Below are 17,441 nucleotides of genomic sequence, written 5' to 3' on the forward strand. Positions count from 1 at the left end.
ACTTATAGACTATTAGTTTGAGCGAGACCGATGATGACTATTACAGCTGTGAAAACGCATCGCGAACTTCTTGCCGATCGCACCCCAGGACATGGTATGCCGGGCGAATTGTTTGGTCGGCAGGATATTTTTGAGACCGACGTAGATATTTTTTTCACAAAACACTGGATCCTAGTCGGAGTTACATCCGACATTCCCGAGCCTGGTGACGTATCTACAATCGATATCGGAAAGTCTTCAATCCTCTTAGTGCGTGATGAAGACGAGCAAGTGCAGGCCTTTCGTAATGTATGCCGTCATCGCGGGGCTCGTTTGAAACAGGCAGGCAAATCGACGGTAGGCATGTTGGTTTGCCCGTATCATCAATGGACTTATGATTTAGATGGAAGCCTTAAACATGCGGCGCACATGGGACAGAACTTTGACCCTAAGTGCAAAAGCTTGATCCCGGTACATACAAAGGTTGTTGGCACACATGTTTTTGTATGTTTAGGCGAAGTGCCACCACAAGACATTTCATATCTTGATCAGATTATGACACCACGCTTTGCTCAATACGATATCTGCAATTCGAAAATTGCCCACGAATCGGAGATTATCGAGAACGGCAATTGGAAATTGGTAATGGAGAACAACCGCGAATGTTATCATTGCGCCGGCACTCATCCTGAACTGACCGCGTCTTTCTTACCTGAGGATTTCGGATTTTGCACGGATGGCCTCGGTGAAGACTCCCTTCAGGCGCTTAAGGAATATCATCTCCGCAATGACGAAACCAAAAAAAACTGGGAGAGTGAAGGCTATATCTGTGACGCAATCGAGCATTTGAGCGAAGATGCAGTAACTCAATTTCGCTCTCAGAGATTGGTAATTGCGGGAAATGGCGAATCTCAAACACTAGATACTCGTGTCGCTTGCTCACGTCTGTTTGGCAACCTCACGCGACGTGATTTGGGTGATATGCACCTTTGGACGCATAACTCGTGGACACACATCATGAGTGACCATGCTGTAGTGTCATACATCATCCCGTTGGCTCCCGATAAAACATTGGTTCGTACTAAGTGGCTCGTACACGCAGACGCTATCGAGGGCGTCGACTATCAAGTTGATAACCTGACCGTGGTATGGGCCGCAACAAATATGCAAGATGCCAACTTGGTTGGAATCACCTATAGCGGTACTCAAGATCCTGGTTATACGCCTGGGCCATTCTCCGAGTTCACCGAATCCTATGTAGACCAGTTCTCTCGCTGGTATGCCGCGCGCTTGGCCGCGCATGGCGTGTGAGGCATGAACATGACTACTTATGAAAAGTTATCGCTGCCCGTTACCGCTGGTGCCGTTGAGCGTTTTACCGATGCAGAGACTTGGGGCACGTTTGGCTCACAGTGGAATAGCGGTGAACAGAAAACATTGCAATGTTGCGCGGTACGACAGGAAACGCATGACGTAAAGACGTTCATCTTTAGGTGCGCTGACTTCAGCGCGCTCAGTTTCGAGCCAGGTCAGTTCATAACCATTTCACCAATCATTGCGGAGCAGACCGTAGCTCGGTGTTACACCGTGTCGTCATCCCCTACCCGGCCTTTCGCGTTCTCCATTACGGTAAAACGCGTACCCGGTGGGGCTGTGTCAAACTGGCTGCACGACAATCTTAATCCCGGAGATACCCTACGAGCTTCTGGCCCCACGGGAAGTTTTACTCCCGTAGGCCACCCTGCAAAAAAATTGTTGTATCTGTCCGCTGGTTCTGGTGTAACACCTTTGATGTCAATGACCCGAGCTGTCTACGACATGGCAGCAAATCTCGACATTGTCTTCATACATAGTGCACGAACTCCTGTAGATATTATTTTCCATGAGGAATTGCTGAACATGCAAGCCAGCATGCCTGGTTTACGAGTCATCAGCATTTGCGAAGGACACGGTGATACCACGGGATGGCAGCAACCGATCGGAAGACTAAATTTACCACTGTTACATCAACAGGTTCCCGACTTTAAGGAACGAGAAATTTTCACATGTGGCCCGCAAGGTTACATGGATGCGGTGAAGTCACTGCTTAAGGAAGGAGAATTTGATTTCGAGCATTATCATCAGGAAAGCTTCGATATTTCGGTATTGAATGAAGAACCACTGATCGAGCAAATACCTTCGCTAGATCAGCAGGACGTATTTACTGTGACGCTAGCGCGCTCGGGAAAGACTTTCAGCATGTCGGGTAGTCAGACGGTGCTTGCTGCTGCGAAAAAAGCTGGTGCAATCGTGCCCTCTTCCTGCACCCAAGGAGTTTGCGGAACATGCAAAACAGCTCTTTTAAAAGGTACAGTTGAGATGAATCATAACGGGGGAATTAGGCAGCGTGAAATAGACAAGGGCCTTCGCTTGCTCTGTTGTAGCAAACCAACTTCAGATTTGGTGGTTGATCTATAAAAGCTTTGAGGTCGTGGGGAGAACCGCCATCTCCCCGCACTTTATTATCCGCGACGACTTCCAGATGCCTTTACACACCGACCTAAAAAAAGTTTTACTAGAGCATGTTGAGATCATAAGTGCAAAACGAAAAATACGCTCTTTATATAGAGTTAAAACAAAAAATCCTCACCATGGAGTTCGACCAAGCCCATTCCCTGGACGAGTTTTCACTCAGTGAGCAGTACCATATTTCACGTACACCGACTCGAGAAGTTCTCAGACTACTCGCTGGAGAAGGTTACATTGAGATTGAGGAAAGACGTGGCGCTCGCGTAAAGCCTCTGAAACCCTCGACGATAAGTGACCTGATCTCGGTTGCTCCAATGATTTACTCGGCGATAGGTCGACTTGCGATTCGGAATGTATTGCCTGCACAAATTCAAGACTTGAAACAAGCACAGCAACGGTTCCGGAAAGCCTTATCAACAAGGGACGTGTATGGATTAATTGTCGAAGAACATCGATTCCATTCTATAATCGGTCAAATGTCAGACAACCATTATTTGCAACCTAGCTATGAACGCTTGCTGATTGATGATGTGCGAATGAGCCATAATTTTTATCGTCTTGAGACCTCCGAAATGGACGCCCGACGCAAACTGGCAGCAGAACACCATGATATGTTTATAGAAGCCATAGAAAAGCACGAGGAGGACTCAATCGTAAAATTGATACCTAAGCACTTCGAGCTATCCCGCCAGGCATGGTAAAAACTGTTAACCTGACAACTCTGTTAAACTTTAAGTCATGCCTAAAAAAAAAAATTATCACACGACATTTTCAACGTCGTGTCGCCCACCAGCAAAACAGTGACCCGAACGTTACTAAGGATGCTCCCTGCCAAAAGTACATTTGCAATGCGGTGCTTAGAATTATTGTACTCATCAACGAAGAAAAAACGGGGGCTAGGTAAGAGACCGCTGCCAGAAAAAGCAAATTGCCAGTCGATAGTCCTTTATTCCATCCCATGTAGCCTAGCGCCATTATCGTAGCGGCACTCACCAACTCCACTAATGCCAGTGGCTTTATGCTTACGACGCTGTAATCGCCGAGTAAATATTTTACCCACAGAGCTAGACTTGTAGCGATAAAAAATAAAGCTGTCGCATCCGCTCCTTTGGAAATGCGCTTTACCACACAGCAGTACACTGCCCATATAACCGCCCCCACTAATGCCAAGCCATAACTCAATGGGTTAACTGCTGCATTGGCCATTATTAACTCAATAGAAAGTCCGCGCCCCTCACTCAATATCCAGCCAACCCCGAACAGCGAGATCAGCAGACCGGGGACTAGCAGAAAAAAATTAGCATTACGCTGCCCTAACAAGACCGCCAGAAGCAGGGTAAAACATGGCCATAAATAATTGACCAACCCTACCTCGATGGCTTGTTTCCGGTCTTGTGCGAAACCTAGCGCCAAAGCGAGACCCACTTCATAGCTGACAAACAGGATTCCACCCACAATTAGATACGAACAAGGGAATTTCTTTAGCGGCGTCCATCCGTTTAGCAAAATCATCAGCACGCTTGCGGCCGAAAACATTAAAGCTGCACCGATCAATGGGCCGATATCTTCGCTAACTAAACGAATAAGCGGAGGCATTGCACTCCAAAGGAGAATGGCGCCAAAACCGTACATATTTCCTTTTGCGTGTTCCCCACTCATCGTCACCGGCATTCCCCCTTAAACCCAACACAGAATTCGACTAAAAAACTTTTGCTGCAGGCTAGAGTCATAGCCACGCGCCTCATTATGAAATTTTTGCTGCGGATTGGCAGCCAATCGCTTGCCTCCAACGCTCGGTCAAAAGGCAGTAAAAATACGCCTGACTCATTGCTACCAGGATCAATGTCGCAGCATGCGTCTGTTCGAATGCATTGAGGCAAGTCAAATGAATACGAGTCATGAAAGCGCATAAAAACGTCGAAATGTGAATACTCAATGAACGCGAGTGGACAGATGCTATGAATTGCGTGACCAGTGCCAGACCTTAAGCCCGTACCTGTGACGAAGATCTATACCGAGCGTCGAAGAACTAGCACTAGACCTCTAAAAAAGTAGCTACTGCTCACTGCCTTCTGCACAATCTCTGAACGCTACATAAAACATATAATACAGTGACCGAACCTGATGAAACTGCAACCCCTGCCGCCACTGAACAGTCTCGTGGCGTTCGAGGCCGCTGCTCGCCACTTGAGCTTTACCCTGGCAGCACGTGAACTGAACGTCACTCAAGGTGCGATCAGCCGCCAGATACGCGTACTTGAAGACTACTTGGGCACCCCGCTTTTTGTGCGCTCGACCCGTGAAATCAATCTGACCACCACTGGCAGTCAGTACTACGAAAGCGTTCGTGCCACTTTGCAGCAAATCGTCCACGCTACCGCTGGTGTTCGCCACTGGCGAGGAGCTCAGCAAGTAACTGTTATCACCACCACGGCAATGGCATCGTTGTGGCTACTTCCGCTTGTATCGGAATTCCAACGTCAGAACGAAGAAATCGATCTACGCATCATTACCAACGACAAAGTCGAAGACTTTTCGCGACTGGACTGCGATCTCGCACTTTACTATTGCAGTACCCCGCCGCAGAACATGAAGGTAACTCCGCTGTTCAGCGGGGAAATTTTTCCGGTTTGCAGTCCCTCCTTCCTAGCTCAACACCCACAGATTAGTGACCTTGATCAACTCGGCTCCTGCACTTGGCTATGGCTAGAGGATCCGCGACGCGATTGGATCGGATGGAAGGAATGGTTCGAGCGCCTGGGGCATGTGGCACCGGAACCTAGACGGCGCATTGATATAAACAGCTACTCCATGCTGATCCAATCAGCGCTAGCAGGCCAAGGCATTGCGTTGGCCTGGTCTAGCCTGCTCGGCAATTATCTGCAGACCGGCGAACTCGTGCGGCCTACACAAGCCACGTTGATGACTGATGCTCAGTTTTTCCTACTTGAACCCCAAGGCAGAGCTCCGAACAGACAAAGCGTTAGCCGTTTCCGCGAATGGTTGATGGCCCATTTAGCGGAAACGGTTAACGCATGATGAGGACGGGCTAAGGACAGCCACTAAACACCATTGAGACTTTTCCATCGATGGCGTGTCGCATTCGATGATTGTCGTGAGCCGCCAGCGCGGCTCATCTCATTGGGGAGTTTTATGCGAGCTCATGGGAAGACATCATTGCTGGAAAATTACCCTGTTTGACTCCGTAAGGATCGACGATCGGGTCATTTACGGTCGGGCCCATGACTTGGCCTTTAGCGGTGGTCATCGTATCGACCCGCAGGCTCCGCACAAGACTGTAACCGGTAATGAGCAGGAAAAAGGCAATGGGCAGACCGATGATGATGCTCGCCATCTGGATCGCGATCAGTCCGCCGGCTAGCAATAGTCCTGCAGCGATCGCTCCCTCCAGGAAACACCAAAGCACGCGAATCCAATTAGGCGGATTGGTGCAGCCTACGGAATTGAGCATGCATAACACCTGAGTTCCGGCATCCGCAGCGGTAATGAAATGCACCGATAGCAACAGGCAGACGATGACACACAGTATCCCACCCACGACTGGCCCATCGAGACGCTCAAGCAAGGTGAACATGGCTGAAGTGGTTTCTTTCTGAGTAGACTGGAGCACGACTCCGCCTTTGAAAGGTGCTGCTTCCGTTTGCTCGGCTACTGGCAGTTGAGCGTGTGCCTGGCGGGCTTGTTGCTCATCCTTCAGTGCCGAACCGCCAAATACTGACATCCACAGTATCGTCACCAATGTAGGTACAACCAGAGCACCAACGATAAGTTCGCGGATGGTACGACCACGGGAGATACGCGCGATGAACAGACCAACGAAAGGCCCCCAGGTCATCCACCACGGCCAGTAAAAGGCAGTCCAGCTGTTCTGCCATTGTGTATCGGCCTGCGTATCCGTCCAAAAGCTTAAGCCAACGATGTGCTGGGCATAGTCACCTGTGGCTTCAAAAAAGAAATTGAGGATGTAACGGGTCGGCCCTAGCCAGAGCACCACCAGCATCAGCCCAAAGGAAATCCACATGTTCAGCGTGGACAGTCGCTTCATACCCTTTGAAAGTCCGGCTACTAACGAGACGGCAGCGATCATCGTCACCAAAGCGATAATGCTCAACTGAAGACCGATATTCACCGGCACTTGGAATACTTGGTTTAGACCAGTATTGATTTGTACGACACCCAGACCCAACGATTGGGAAACTCCGAACGCGGTGATTGCCACACCTAGGATATCGACTGTATGGCCAATCGGCCCATAGATGCGGTTGCCTATCAACGGGTAAAGAACGGAACGCAGTGCCAGCGGTAAGCCTTTGCAATAGGCGAAATACGCGAGACTAAGGCCAATTGTGGTGAATATGGCCCAAGGATGAAGGCCCCAATGGAAAAGCGTCAGGCGCATAGCTACGGTTGCAGCTTCGTTGGTTAGCCCAGGGCTGAACGGGTTGCTTGCATAGTGAAGTACTGGTTCGGCGACCGACCAAAAAATGAGTCCGATACCCATGCCAGCACTGAAAAGCATGGATATCCACGCCCCGAAACTGAATTCCGGCTTATCGTTCTCACGGCCCAGCTTAAGGGTGCCGAAACGGCTGAACGCAAGTATCAACAGTACACCGAGCAAACCACTCACCACGGCCAGATAAAACCATTTGAAATTTTCGAGGATGGCATCGGAGGCCGTCTTGAACACCGCGGCAGCCTGATCACCTTTCAAGGCACAAAGCAGAACGAAGGCCATAACTATTGCAACCGAAACAACGGTTACGGTTGGATTGAGGCCTTTGAATAGGCCACTTGTAGCACGCATCGGCTATCTCCCTTGTTTTTGTAGTGCAGCGCCGTATGGGATTTGATTGTCCGCAACCCGAGGATTGCGCGATTAACAATGAGCGACGGAACCTAAACTCAACAAACCATTTAATCTCATTAATTGATGAGAAAAGCGCATGCATAGACTTTCAAAAAGTGCAAAACAATGGAGGATGTCACGTAAATTCATGACTGACTTTTTCTCATCAATCCAGGAAGAAAAATGGTTTGTCGGGATCTGTCCTGCCCTAAACAATTACTCCAGCCAAAGGCCGTTTAAGGCCGATCAACCGTGCGATCTGGAGACAAAAATAATGGGCATCGCCAACCTCATCCCTGTAAAAAGCCTGGAAGCTGTTCTTGCTCCTATCGAGCAGGCCCATGGTCTGACTAACGATTTCTATACCGAGCAACCTTTCTTCGAATTGGACAGAGACCAAGTTCTGGGCCGCAATTGGGCATGCATCGGTTTTGCTACTGATCTGCCAACGAACGCGTACGTCAAACCTGTGGATTTCATGGGGCTGCCGCTCTTGATTATGCGCAACCGCGAAGGCCAGGTTCAGGTGTTCCATAACGTCTGCAGCCACCGCGGAGTCAAGCTGGTACAAGAAGCCGGCACTATTCAAGGGATGATTCGTTGCCCATACCATTCTTGGACTTACGACCTTAATGGCGCTCTGCGCGGCACTCCTCACGTTGGCGGCATCAACCAACACAAGGACGAGCGCTTCGCATGCGAGAAGCACGGTCTTAAGCCACTGCGCAGTGCAATCTGGATGGACATGGTGTTTATCAATCTTTCCGGAGATGCCCCGCCACTGGAAGAGGCGCTGGCCCCGTTGACCGAACGTTGGGTGCAGTTCCTTGGACACGATGGTATGGATCTGATGCGCCGCGAATCCGACGGTGGCAAGATGTCGATCGAAGTCAATTGCAACTGGAAACTCGCGGTAGAGAACTACTGTGAGGCCTATCACCTGCCATGGATTCACCCAAGCCTTAACAGCTATTCCCGCCTGGAAGACCACTACAACATCATTTTCGACCAGTTCGCTGGTCAAGGTAGCCTTGCCTACAACCTGTCGGACGTAGCCGGCACCCACCTGCCGACTTTCCCGTCCTGGCCGGCTGATCGCATGCGCAACGCCGAGTATGTGTCGTTCTTCCCTAACGTACTGCTGGGTATCCAGGCCGACCACGCCTTCGCGATGATGCTTGAGCCGGTTGCTCCGGGTAAGACGATTGAACATCTGCGCTTGTTCTTCGTAGGCGACGAGGCTCTCAGCCCGCATTACGAAGCCGCTCGAAAGGCTGTCATGGAATCCTGGCGAGTGGTGTTCGCCGAAGACATTGCTTCTGTTGAAGGAATGCAAAAAGGCCGCAGCTCGCCTGGTTACAACGGCGGAGCCTTCTCACCAGAAATGGATTTACCGACTCACTACTTCCACAAGTGGGCCGCACGCCAGTTGCTCAACAGCAACGAGAAGGCTTAAGCCGAGGATTTCCCGATGAGCATTCAACACTGGCTTAACTATATCGATGGGCAGTGGGTCGATAACGACCAACACCTGACTATCCTCAATCCCGCTAATAATCAACCGGTAGCGACTATGGCCCAAGCCAGTGTCGCTGACGCCGAACGTGCCCTGCAGTCAGCGCGACGTTGCGCTGACAGTGCTGAGCTGACCAGGGTGCGTCCTGCCCAGCGTGTAACTTGGCTACTAGAGATCGCCCGGCAGATTCGTTTGGTCGCCGATGAAGGAGCTCAAATTCTTTGCGCGGAGAACGGTAAAACCCTTCGCGATGCACGGGACGAATTCACGGAAGCCGCACGCTATTTCGAATACTACGCCGGCATGGCCGACAAGATTGAAGGTATCTCAGTACCGCTAGGCAATGGCTACATGGACTTCACTATCTATGAGCCGATGGGCGTCTCTTTACAGATCGTGCCTTGGAACTTCCCAGTGTCGATCTGCGCTCGTTCTCTGGCACCAGCATTAGCCGCTGGTAACTCGGTCGTAATTAAGTCACCAGAGCTCTCGCCTTTAGGTCTCTGTGTCCTGATGCAAGCAATCGAACGCGCCGGCTTACCAAAGGGCGCGGTCAATCTGCTGTGCGGACGTGGTCGCGAGGTTGGCGCTTTTCTGGCTGCGAATAAGAGCGTCGATCAGATTGTCTTCACCGGCTCCGTACCGACCGGCCAGAGTATTCTGCGCGCCGCAGCAGAGAATGCGGTTCCAAGCGTTATGGAATTGGGCGGTAAGTCAGCGGCGCTAGTATTCGCCGATGCCGACCGTGAGCAACTTCTAGCTAGCGTGCGTAACGGTATCTTCTTCAATGCTGGACAAGTCTGTTCCGCAATGTCCCGCCTGCTGGTAGAGCGCTCGATCTACAACGAAGTGGTTGATCAAGTCGGCGCCCTAGCGCGCAGCCTACAAATTGGCCCTGGTTCGGAGAATGCCGAACTGACCCCGGTAATTTCAGCGGGTCAACTTCAAGGTATTCAGGCTATGTGCCAACGCGCACAACAGGAAGGCGCGCGAGTAGTTGCAGGGGGAGAAGCGGTTTCGAGTTTGGCTGGTAATTTCATGCAGCCAACTGTGTTCTGCGATGTTACTGCGGACATGGACATCGCTCAGAGTGAGGTATTCGGCCCGGTGTTGGCGATCCTCCCATTCGATACCGAGGAAGAGGCCATTAACCTGGCTAACGGAACCGACTTCGGCCTAGTAGCGGGCGTCTTCACCCAAAATCTGAATCGCGCCCTGCGCTGCTCTCGACGACTGCGCGCGGGTCAAGTGTTCGTAAATGAGTGGTATGCCGGTGGCATTGAGACGCCTTTCGGCGGGGTTGGTCTATCCGGTTACGGTCGCGAGAAAGGTCAGGAAGCGCTGTACAGCTATGTGCGCACCAAGAACCTTGCATTGCGAATCCAGGGCGAGTGAGGGTCGAAATCATGAAGAAGTGGCTATGCATCATTTGCGGGCTGATCTATGACGAAGCACTAGGTTGGCCTGACGACGGAATCGCTGCTGGTACTCGCTGGGAAGATGTACCGGGAGACTGGTTGTGCCCCGAATGTAAGGTTGGCAAGAGTGATTTTGAGATGATCGAGATCACCGAGCCAGTGACCGCCGCCGCAGTTGCTGCAGTAGCCACCATCGCACCTCTAGCCGCGGCAGTTGCTACCATCGCGCCGGTTTCAATGCCAGCGCAAGCAACGCGTCCTGCTGGCCCAGTAGTAATCATCGGCAGCGGCCATGCCGGCTATGGCCTGGCTCAGGCTTTGCGCAAGCAAGACCCGAATCTGGAGATCCGTGTACTGACTCGCGAATCCGGACATGTCTACTCCAAGCCTGCACTCTCTATTGCATTGGCTCAAGGTCGAAGCGCGACTGCTCTGGCAAGTGAGAGCCCATTAGCAGTGGAACAACGACTAGGCATACGGGTGTACCCGCATTGTCAGGTTGAACGCATCGATTCCCAAGCCCGACGGTTGCATACCAACCTTGGTGAAATGACCTATGGCCAGCTAGTCCTAGCCAGTGGCGCGGCACCAATTCGCGTACCGATCGAAGGCTGCGCGGAAGCATTGGTAAGCGTCAACAACCTGTCTGATTATCAAGCCTTCCGTACGCAATTGGATGGTATGCGTCGTATCGCTATTCTCGGCGATGGTCTTATTGGCTGCGAATTTGCCAATGATTTGGCCAGCAGCGGTTTCGAGGTGCAAGTCATCGGCTTGGGTGCTTGGCCCATGGAGCGCTTGTTACCCGAACCTGCAGGGCTTCATCTGCAGCAAGCACTCAGTGGTCTAGGAGTGCGTTGGAACCTGCAAACTACCTTGCAGCGAATTGAGCGGAGCACCGATGGATTCGAGCTGACACTCGCCAACGGTGAACAACATCAAGCCGACCTGGTGCTGTCAGCTATAGGTTTGCGACCTAACCAAGAATTGGCACTCGCCTGCGGTCTGGAATGTGGCCGCGGTATTAAGGTCGATGAGTATCTAGAGACTTCAACACCAGGCATTTATGCACTGGGAGACTGCATAGAAATCGACGGTCAGTTGATGCCTTATCTGGCGCCGATCAACCAAGGCATCGAAGCCTTGGCGCGCACGCTGCTGGGACAACCGACAATCGTGCGGTATCCGCTAATGCCAGTTACGGTGAAGACGCCGGCGGCCCCATTGTGCTTGCTAGCGGCGCCTACTGACTGCGCTGGTCAATGGCGTATTGAAGCAACGGTCGACGGGCTCAGCGCAGCGTTTCACGACGACGCTGGCACCCTGCGTGGTTTTGCATTACTCGGTCGCCAAGCGCAACAACAGCGCAGCACCTGGCTTCAGAACTGTCAGCCCTCTCAATCAAACGTGGCCTGAGAAAAACAATATGAACACTCGCGCAATTCACCTGCCACACGATGATCATGACTGCGGTTGGTATGCCGCTTTGCCTCCACCCGCTGCTGCAAAACGCCTAAGCGGTAAACAGCAAGCAGACTACGCCGTAATTGGCGCTGGTTTTGCTGGACTTGCAGCAGCCAGACGTTTGGCCGAACAAAAGCCCGATGCGCGCATCGTACTAGTCGACGCCCAGCGTGTGGGCTACGGTGCCTCGGGGCGCAATTCTGGTTTCGTTATCGACCTGCCACATAAGATGGCATTGGAACATCCGGATCCGGCTCACAAGCAGCGTCTGTTAGGGCTGAACCGTGCCGCCATCGCTCAATTACAGAGATTGGTCACTCAACATCAGATCGACTGCCAGTGGTCTCATGCCGGCAAATTCCAGGGCGCCGTCGGCCCTCGTGGATTAGCTTATCTGGAGCATTTTGAACGCCTGATGACTGAGTTGGGCGAGCCATTTCGAAGTGTTGATCGCGATGAGCTCGCAAAGGTAATCGGCACACGCCACTACAGCCGCGCGGTCTTTACGCCAGGCTGCTACCTGATGCAACCGGCGGCATTGGTGCGCGGTCTGGCCGACTCACTGCCCAACAATGTCGAACTGCTCGAACAGTCACCTATTCAGGGACTGCAGCGTGATAGCAAAGGCCAATGGGTGCTGCAAGGTGCCGATGGGCAGATACGTACTCCAAGCTTATTGTTGGGTACCAGCATCTTCACCCAAGAGTTTGGTTATTTGCGCAGTCGCCTGCTGCCGGTGATGACCTTCGCCAGCTGGACTCGCCCGTTAACTCAGGCTGAGATGGATGCTATCGGTATTCAAGCAGACTGGGGATTGACTCCGGCAGACCATGCCGGCACCACCGTGCGCATGACTCAAGACCGCCGTCTTATCATCCGCAATACCTACAAACATGTCCCGCGTTATGGCAAAAGCGTCAGCGACTCAACACGCCAAGAGATTCGCGAAGGACATCGCACTGCCCTGCTGGCTCGTTATCCCCAACTCGCTAACGTTCCGTTCACTCACACTTGGGGTGGTGTGTACGCGATCTCGCGTAACTTCACCAACTTCTTTGGCCAACTCGAAACGGGCGTCTATGCCACAGCCTGTGATAATGGTGTGGGGGCTGCCTGGGGCACAATATCGGGAACCCTGCTAGCGGAAATGGCTGTCGGTTCGGACTCTAAGCACCTCCAGGACATCAAATCGGTAACTGGCATGCCGTCCCGTAACCCGCCTGAACCATTTCTGGGGTTAGGGGTGCGCACTCGTATACGTATGGCAGCCTGGAACAGCAGGAGCGAACTGTGAAGCGTGTCTCCGGGAATGGGCCAGTGCGATTGGTCGACCACCGTGACCTCGACTTTGTTCACCGAGGAGGCCCCCCCGGTAAGGCTTCTGTTGCACGCGCCCTGAGCAATGAAATCTCTCCAAACATGGGCGTTGGCTTCGCGCGCTGGGAAGGAGCCGAGGTTGCCTGGACGCTATTGTATGACGAGGTGATCTTCGTTATTGAAGGATGCTTTGAACTCAAGGCCAATGACGAACTTTATCGTGTGGAACCGGGGCAAATGCTCTGGGTTCCTGAAGGAACTGAGTTGGTTTATGGGGGCTATGCATTGTTTGGATATGTCGTTTATCCGGGCGACTGGAAGCGGCAGCATGGATTGGAGTGACGTTTGTGGCTTCTGATGGCTACCAGAGAGATTCCAATATCGCCCGACTATTACCTAAGTTGGCTATCGAATTTCTATTCGAAAACCTTCTAACTCAAGTTCGTTAACAATGCTTCACCGGTAGAGCTCAAAAGGATCTACCGTACTTTCCTAGGGTCGCTCCATGGGCAAGGTGTTGAGGTAGAAATATCACCTTACCAAGCCGCCGGTACAGAGCGTGCGACCACCCTCTCGATCTATCAGCGCCTGCCACAAGCGGCGCTTCTCTCCTCCGATGACCATGAAACCCTAATATTTACTCGGTAAGGTGCGACTCGGGTTGAAATCATTGATCGACCCATGCCTAGCCCACCTTCGACCTTCCCTCTTCCAGTAAGCGAATTTTACTTCTCGATACCACGATACAAACTATCTTTGATACAGAGGGTTAAAAGGCTGCCCAAACATACCGGCCCAATGACTTCAGCTTGTCCTTCGCCGGTTTGATGTCACGCTTCCCGTCTTTTGACTGGTCTTCTTGAACGCCTGCAAAAGGGAAGAGATCGTATGCGCTGCGCAAACTGCGGATTCGAGAGTCCCTCCGAGGCCAGCTTCTGTGAAGCGTGCGGCGTAAGGTTGTCTCGCAGCTGTCCGCGCTGTGGTCACGAGGCGGGCCTGTCCGCCAAATTTTGCAGTGAATGCGGCGCGCCGCTGACCGATGCGCCTGCTGCGCTATCACCGCACGCTAAGCCTGTTTCAGAGCCCTCTCCAGATCCCATTCATTACACGCCCCACCACCTTGCCGAGCGCATCCGCGCCGAACAGGCGGCCATGGAAGCCCGGGGTGAGACCGCCGGTGAGCGTAAGACCGTCACGGCACTGTTTGCCGACATGGCCGGTTCCACGGCGTTGATCCACGACCTCGATCCGGAGGAGGCCCACCGCCTGATCGAGCCAGTCGTCTCGCTGATGATGGAAGCCGTCCACCACTACGAAGGCTACGTGGCCAAGACACTGGGTGATGGCATACTCGCGCTGTTCGGAGCCCCCATCGCCCATGAGGATCATCCGCAGCGGGCGCTGTATGCGGCACTGCGCATGCAGCAGGCGATACACCGACATGGCGACCGCATTCGCCTGGAGAAAGGCATTCCGCTGCAAATCCGCGTCGGTATCCATACCGGAGAGGTCGTCGTGCGTTCGATCCGCACGGACAATTTGCACACCGATTACGATCCGGTCGGGAACACGATCCACATTGCCTCCCGGATGGAGAGCATCGCTGCACCCTCGTCGATCCTGGTAAGCGAGCCCACCTACAAGCTGGCGGAGGGTTATTTCGAATTCAAGGCTCTGGGGGCCGCCCAGGTCAAAGGCATTCCCGAGCCCCTTGTCGTGTACGAGGTGCAGGGTCTCGGCGCGCTGCGCACACGCCTGCAACTGTCGGCACATCGCGGGCTGGCCAGGTTCGTCGGCCGCCAGGTCGAGCTCGACCACCTGCATCAGGCGCTCGAGCAGTCCAAAGCGGGCCACAGTAAGGTCGTCGCGGTGGTAGGCGAGGCCGGAGTCGGGAAGTCACGGCTGTTTCATGAGTTCAAGGAACGCTCGCGGTGCGGCTGTCTGGTGCTGGAGACATTCTCGGTGTCGCACGGCAAAGCCTTTGCCTATTTCCCACTCATCGAGCTTCTGAACAATTATTTTCAGATCACCGTCCAGGATGACGAGCGGCGATGCCGGGAAAAGGTCATGGGCAAGACCCTTACGCTCGAGCGAGGCTTCGAGGATCTCGTGCCCTATCTGCTCTACCTGCTGGGTATCGGCGAACACAGTTCAGCACTCGCGGAAATGGATCCTCAGATCCGGCGCGTTCGCACCTTCGACGCGATCACTCAACTACTGGCACGTGAGAGCCGCAATCAACCGATCGAGCTGCTGTTCGAGGATTTGCAATGGCTGGACTGCGAGACCGAAGCATTCCTCGTGTACTTGACCGACCACTTGGCGAGTTCCCCAATCCTGCTCCTCGTGAACTACCGGCCCGAGTATCAGCCTGTGTGGATACGTGCGGGTCATTGCAGCCAACTGCGGCTCGAACCGCTGGGCCCGGTCGAAGCACAGGCAATGCTCGCGACCCAGCTTGGGGACGATCCTACCCTCATCCCCCTCAAACAGCTCATCCTGGATAAGACGGAGGGCAACCCGTTCTTCATGGAGGAAGTGGTGCAAACTCTGATCGAGGAGAAATTGCTGCTGGGTGAAGCCGGTCAGTATCGGATCGAGCAAACTCCAGCTGCGCTGCATATCCCCACTACAGTGCAGGGTGTACTCGCTGCCCGTATCGACCGGCTCCCCGTAGCGGAGAAGGAGTTGTTGCAGACCCTCGCCGTTATCGGCAAAGAGTTTCCGTTCAGTCTGATCCGGTGCATCTGTGATGGGCAGGATGCTCAGACAGACGACAAGTTGTGTAATCTGCTCGCCCGACTGGAGGCTGCGGAGTTCATTTACCAGCGGCCCGCCTTTCCGGAGGTGGAGTATTCGTTCAAGCATGCGCTGACCCAGGAGGTCGCGGGCCACTCGCTACTCACGGAGCGGCGTAGCGCGCTGCATGAGCGCACAGCGCAGGCCATCGAGGCACTGTTCCCCACTCGCATCACGGATTACTGCAGCGAACTGGCGCATCACTACAAGCTGAGCGGCAATGTCCCGAAGGCCGTGGAATACCTGCACCGTACCGGGCAACAGGCCCTCCAGCATTCCGCCCATCTCGATGCAATGCGTCATCTCGGCGCGGCACTGGAATTGCTCGAACATTTGCCCGACACGCCCACGCGTGCACATCAGGAACTGACGTTGCTACTCGCCCTGGGGCCAGCCTTGATGGCCGTGCGCGGCTATGGTGCGCCCGAGGTGGCGGCCACCTACACCCGTGCTCTGGCGCTATGCGCGCAAGTAGGCGACGACTCGCTTTTCTCTGCGCTGCTGGGGCTGTGGAGTTACTACACGTTGCGTACGCAATACTCAACCGCATGCGAACTGGCTGAACGATTGCTCAGTATTGCGCAAACCGCGCAGGATCCGGACTTGCTCGTGGAAGCCCATGCGGCACTTGGGCAGACATTGCTTTTCCAGGGTGATCTCAAAAACGCCCATGACCATCAGGAACGGGCACGTGCCCTCTACGACCCTGATCGCCATCGCACACATTCCATTACGTACGGCATGGATCCGGGTTACTCCCTGTCATTTTCGGCCTGGAGCCTTTGGTACTTGGGTTTTCCCAATCAGGCAAGCATACGCAGCCAGGATGCCCTTGCCCTGGCCAAGAAGATTTCCCACCCATTTAGCCTGGCCTTCACCTTGTCCGCTACGTCGATACTGGGACAGTTTCGGTACGACGTACGACTCGCCGAAGAGTGTGCAGATGCCGCCATCAAGCTTTCTCTAGAGCAAGGATTTCCGTTGTATTTGGCAAGGGGGAATATTCTTCAAGGTTGGGCTCGCGCCGAGCAGGGAAACATTGACGAAGGCATCGCTCAGATAACCCAAGGTATTGCCGCTTACCGCGCAGCCGGAGCAGAGCTTGGATGTTCTTATTTTCTGGCCCTGCTAGCCGCAGCGCACAGGCGCGCCGGGCAACCGCAGGCAGGATTGGATGCCGTGACCGACGCTCTAGCTATGGTGAACAGAACAGGCGAGCACTTTTACGAAGCAGAGCTGTACCGCCTCAAGGGCGCTCTTACCCTGCAATGTCCGGGAGAAGACCGACTGGATTCTTATGTGCGGCAAGAAGCGGAAGCATGCTTTCACAAGGCGATCTCAATCGCTCGACAACAAGGGGCAAAGTCACTCGAGCTACGCGCCACAGTGAGCCTTGCTCAACTATGGGCAACACGAGACAAGGAGGCGGCCAGGCAAATGCTGGCCGACATTTACAGCTTTTTCACCGAAGGCTTCGACAGCGTTGATTTGCTACAAGCCAAGGCGCTGCTCGATGCATGGGTATCAAGCAGTGAGTAAACGATCAATGTCCCTTAGCGCTGAATGGAGG

12 protein-coding genes and 1 pseudogene are annotated in these 17,441 nt (G+C 53.4%); 11 read left to right on the top strand and 2 right to left on the bottom strand.

Features of this window, described 5'->3' with window-relative positions; translation table 11 throughout:
* The first annotated feature begins 33 nt into the window (after positions 1 to 33).
* From ACSFE6_RS00530 to ACSFE6_RS00540, 3 genes are all read left to right on the top strand, one after another.
* Positions 34 to 1,290, top strand: coding sequence for an aromatic ring-hydroxylating oxygenase subunit alpha (locus ACSFE6_RS00530; RefSeq protein ID WP_413705475.1), 1,257 nt, complete (start codon positions 34 to 36; stop codon positions 1,288 to 1,290).
* Positions 1,291 to 1,299: 9 nt separating this feature from the next.
* Positions 1,300 to 2,436: an FAD-binding oxidoreductase gene (locus ACSFE6_RS00535; RefSeq protein ID WP_435426016.1), complete on the top strand. Its 1,137-nt coding sequence runs from the start codon at positions 1,300 to 1,302 to the stop codon at positions 2,434 to 2,436.
* 119 nt (positions 2,437 to 2,555) lie between these two features.
* Complete coding sequence (locus ACSFE6_RS00540) at positions 2,556 to 3,188, top strand: GntR family transcriptional regulator (protein WP_435425814.1); 633 nt, start codon at positions 2,556 to 2,558, stop codon at positions 3,186 to 3,188.
* A gap of 70 nt (positions 3,189 to 3,258) precedes the next feature.
* Here ACSFE6_RS00540 and yddG read toward each other — a convergent pair whose 3' ends face one another.
* A complete protein-coding gene (gene yddG, locus ACSFE6_RS00545) occupies positions 3,259 to 4,158 on the bottom strand; it encodes an aromatic amino acid DMT transporter YddG (RefSeq protein WP_435425815.1) in 900 nt (299 codons plus the stop codon).
* A 453-nt stretch (positions 4,159 to 4,611) separates the two neighbouring features.
* On the opposite strand from yddG, the gene ACSFE6_RS00550 reads away from it, so the two are divergent.
* Positions 4,612 to 5,526: a LysR substrate-binding domain-containing protein gene (locus ACSFE6_RS00550; RefSeq protein ID WP_413704856.1), complete on the top strand. Its 915-nt coding sequence runs from the start codon at positions 4,612 to 4,614 to the stop codon at positions 5,524 to 5,526.
* 112 nt (positions 5,527 to 5,638) lie between these two features.
* Here ACSFE6_RS00550 and ACSFE6_RS00555 read toward each other — a convergent pair whose 3' ends face one another.
* Positions 5,639 to 7,315 (bottom strand): BCCT family transporter, encoded by a 1,677-nt coding sequence (locus tag ACSFE6_RS00555; RefSeq protein WP_435425816.1) that lies wholly within the window; start codon positions 7,313 to 7,315, stop codon positions 5,639 to 5,641.
* Between the two features lie 316 nt (positions 7,316 to 7,631).
* Between ACSFE6_RS00555 and ACSFE6_RS00560 the strand changes: the two genes are divergently transcribed.
* The 7 genes and pseudogenes from ACSFE6_RS00560 (at position 7,632) to ACSFE6_RS00590 (ending at position 17,410) form a co-directional block, all read left to right on the top strand.
* Complete coding sequence (locus tag ACSFE6_RS00560; protein ID WP_413705477.1) at positions 7,632 to 8,813, top strand: aromatic ring-hydroxylating oxygenase subunit alpha; 1,182 nt, start codon at positions 7,632 to 7,634, stop codon at positions 8,811 to 8,813.
* A gap of 15 nt (positions 8,814 to 8,828) precedes the next feature.
* Entirely contained in the window at positions 8,829 to 10,268 is a 1,440-nt protein-coding gene (locus ACSFE6_RS00565) for an aldehyde dehydrogenase family protein (RefSeq protein WP_413704858.1), read from the top strand.
* An 11-nt stretch (positions 10,269 to 10,279) separates the two neighbouring features.
* Positions 10,280 to 10,441 (top strand): annotated as a pseudogene (locus ACSFE6_RS00570) (rubredoxin); the annotation flags it as partial.
* A gap of 87 nt (positions 10,442 to 10,528) precedes the next feature.
* Entirely contained in the window at positions 10,529 to 11,707 is a 1,179-nt protein-coding gene (locus ACSFE6_RS00575) for an FAD-dependent oxidoreductase (RefSeq protein ID WP_435426017.1), read from the top strand.
* Positions 11,708 to 11,717: 10 nt separating this feature from the next.
* Complete coding sequence (locus ACSFE6_RS00580; protein ID WP_435425817.1) at positions 11,718 to 13,049, top strand: NAD(P)/FAD-dependent oxidoreductase; 1,332 nt, start codon at positions 11,718 to 11,720, stop codon at positions 13,047 to 13,049.
* The gene (locus ACSFE6_RS00585) at positions 13,046 to 13,414 is read left to right on the top strand and encodes an ethanolamine utilization protein EutQ (protein WP_435425818.1); all 369 of its coding nucleotides are present in this window, start codon (positions 13,046 to 13,048) and stop codon (positions 13,412 to 13,414) included. Before ACSFE6_RS00580 ends, ACSFE6_RS00585 begins: the two co-directional genes overlap by 4 nt.
* Before the next feature lie 546 nt (positions 13,415 to 13,960).
* The gene (locus ACSFE6_RS00590; RefSeq protein WP_435425819.1) at positions 13,961 to 17,410 is read left to right on the top strand and encodes an adenylate/guanylate cyclase domain-containing protein; all 3,450 of its coding nucleotides are present in this window, start codon (positions 13,961 to 13,963) and stop codon (positions 17,408 to 17,410) included.
* Positions 17,411 to 17,441 lie beyond the last annotated feature (31 nt).

Origin of the sequence: Pseudomonas baetica (assembly GCF_051216495.1) — a bacterium.
Lineage (GTDB): Bacteria > Pseudomonadota > Gammaproteobacteria > Pseudomonadales > Pseudomonadaceae > Aquipseudomonas > Aquipseudomonas baetica_B.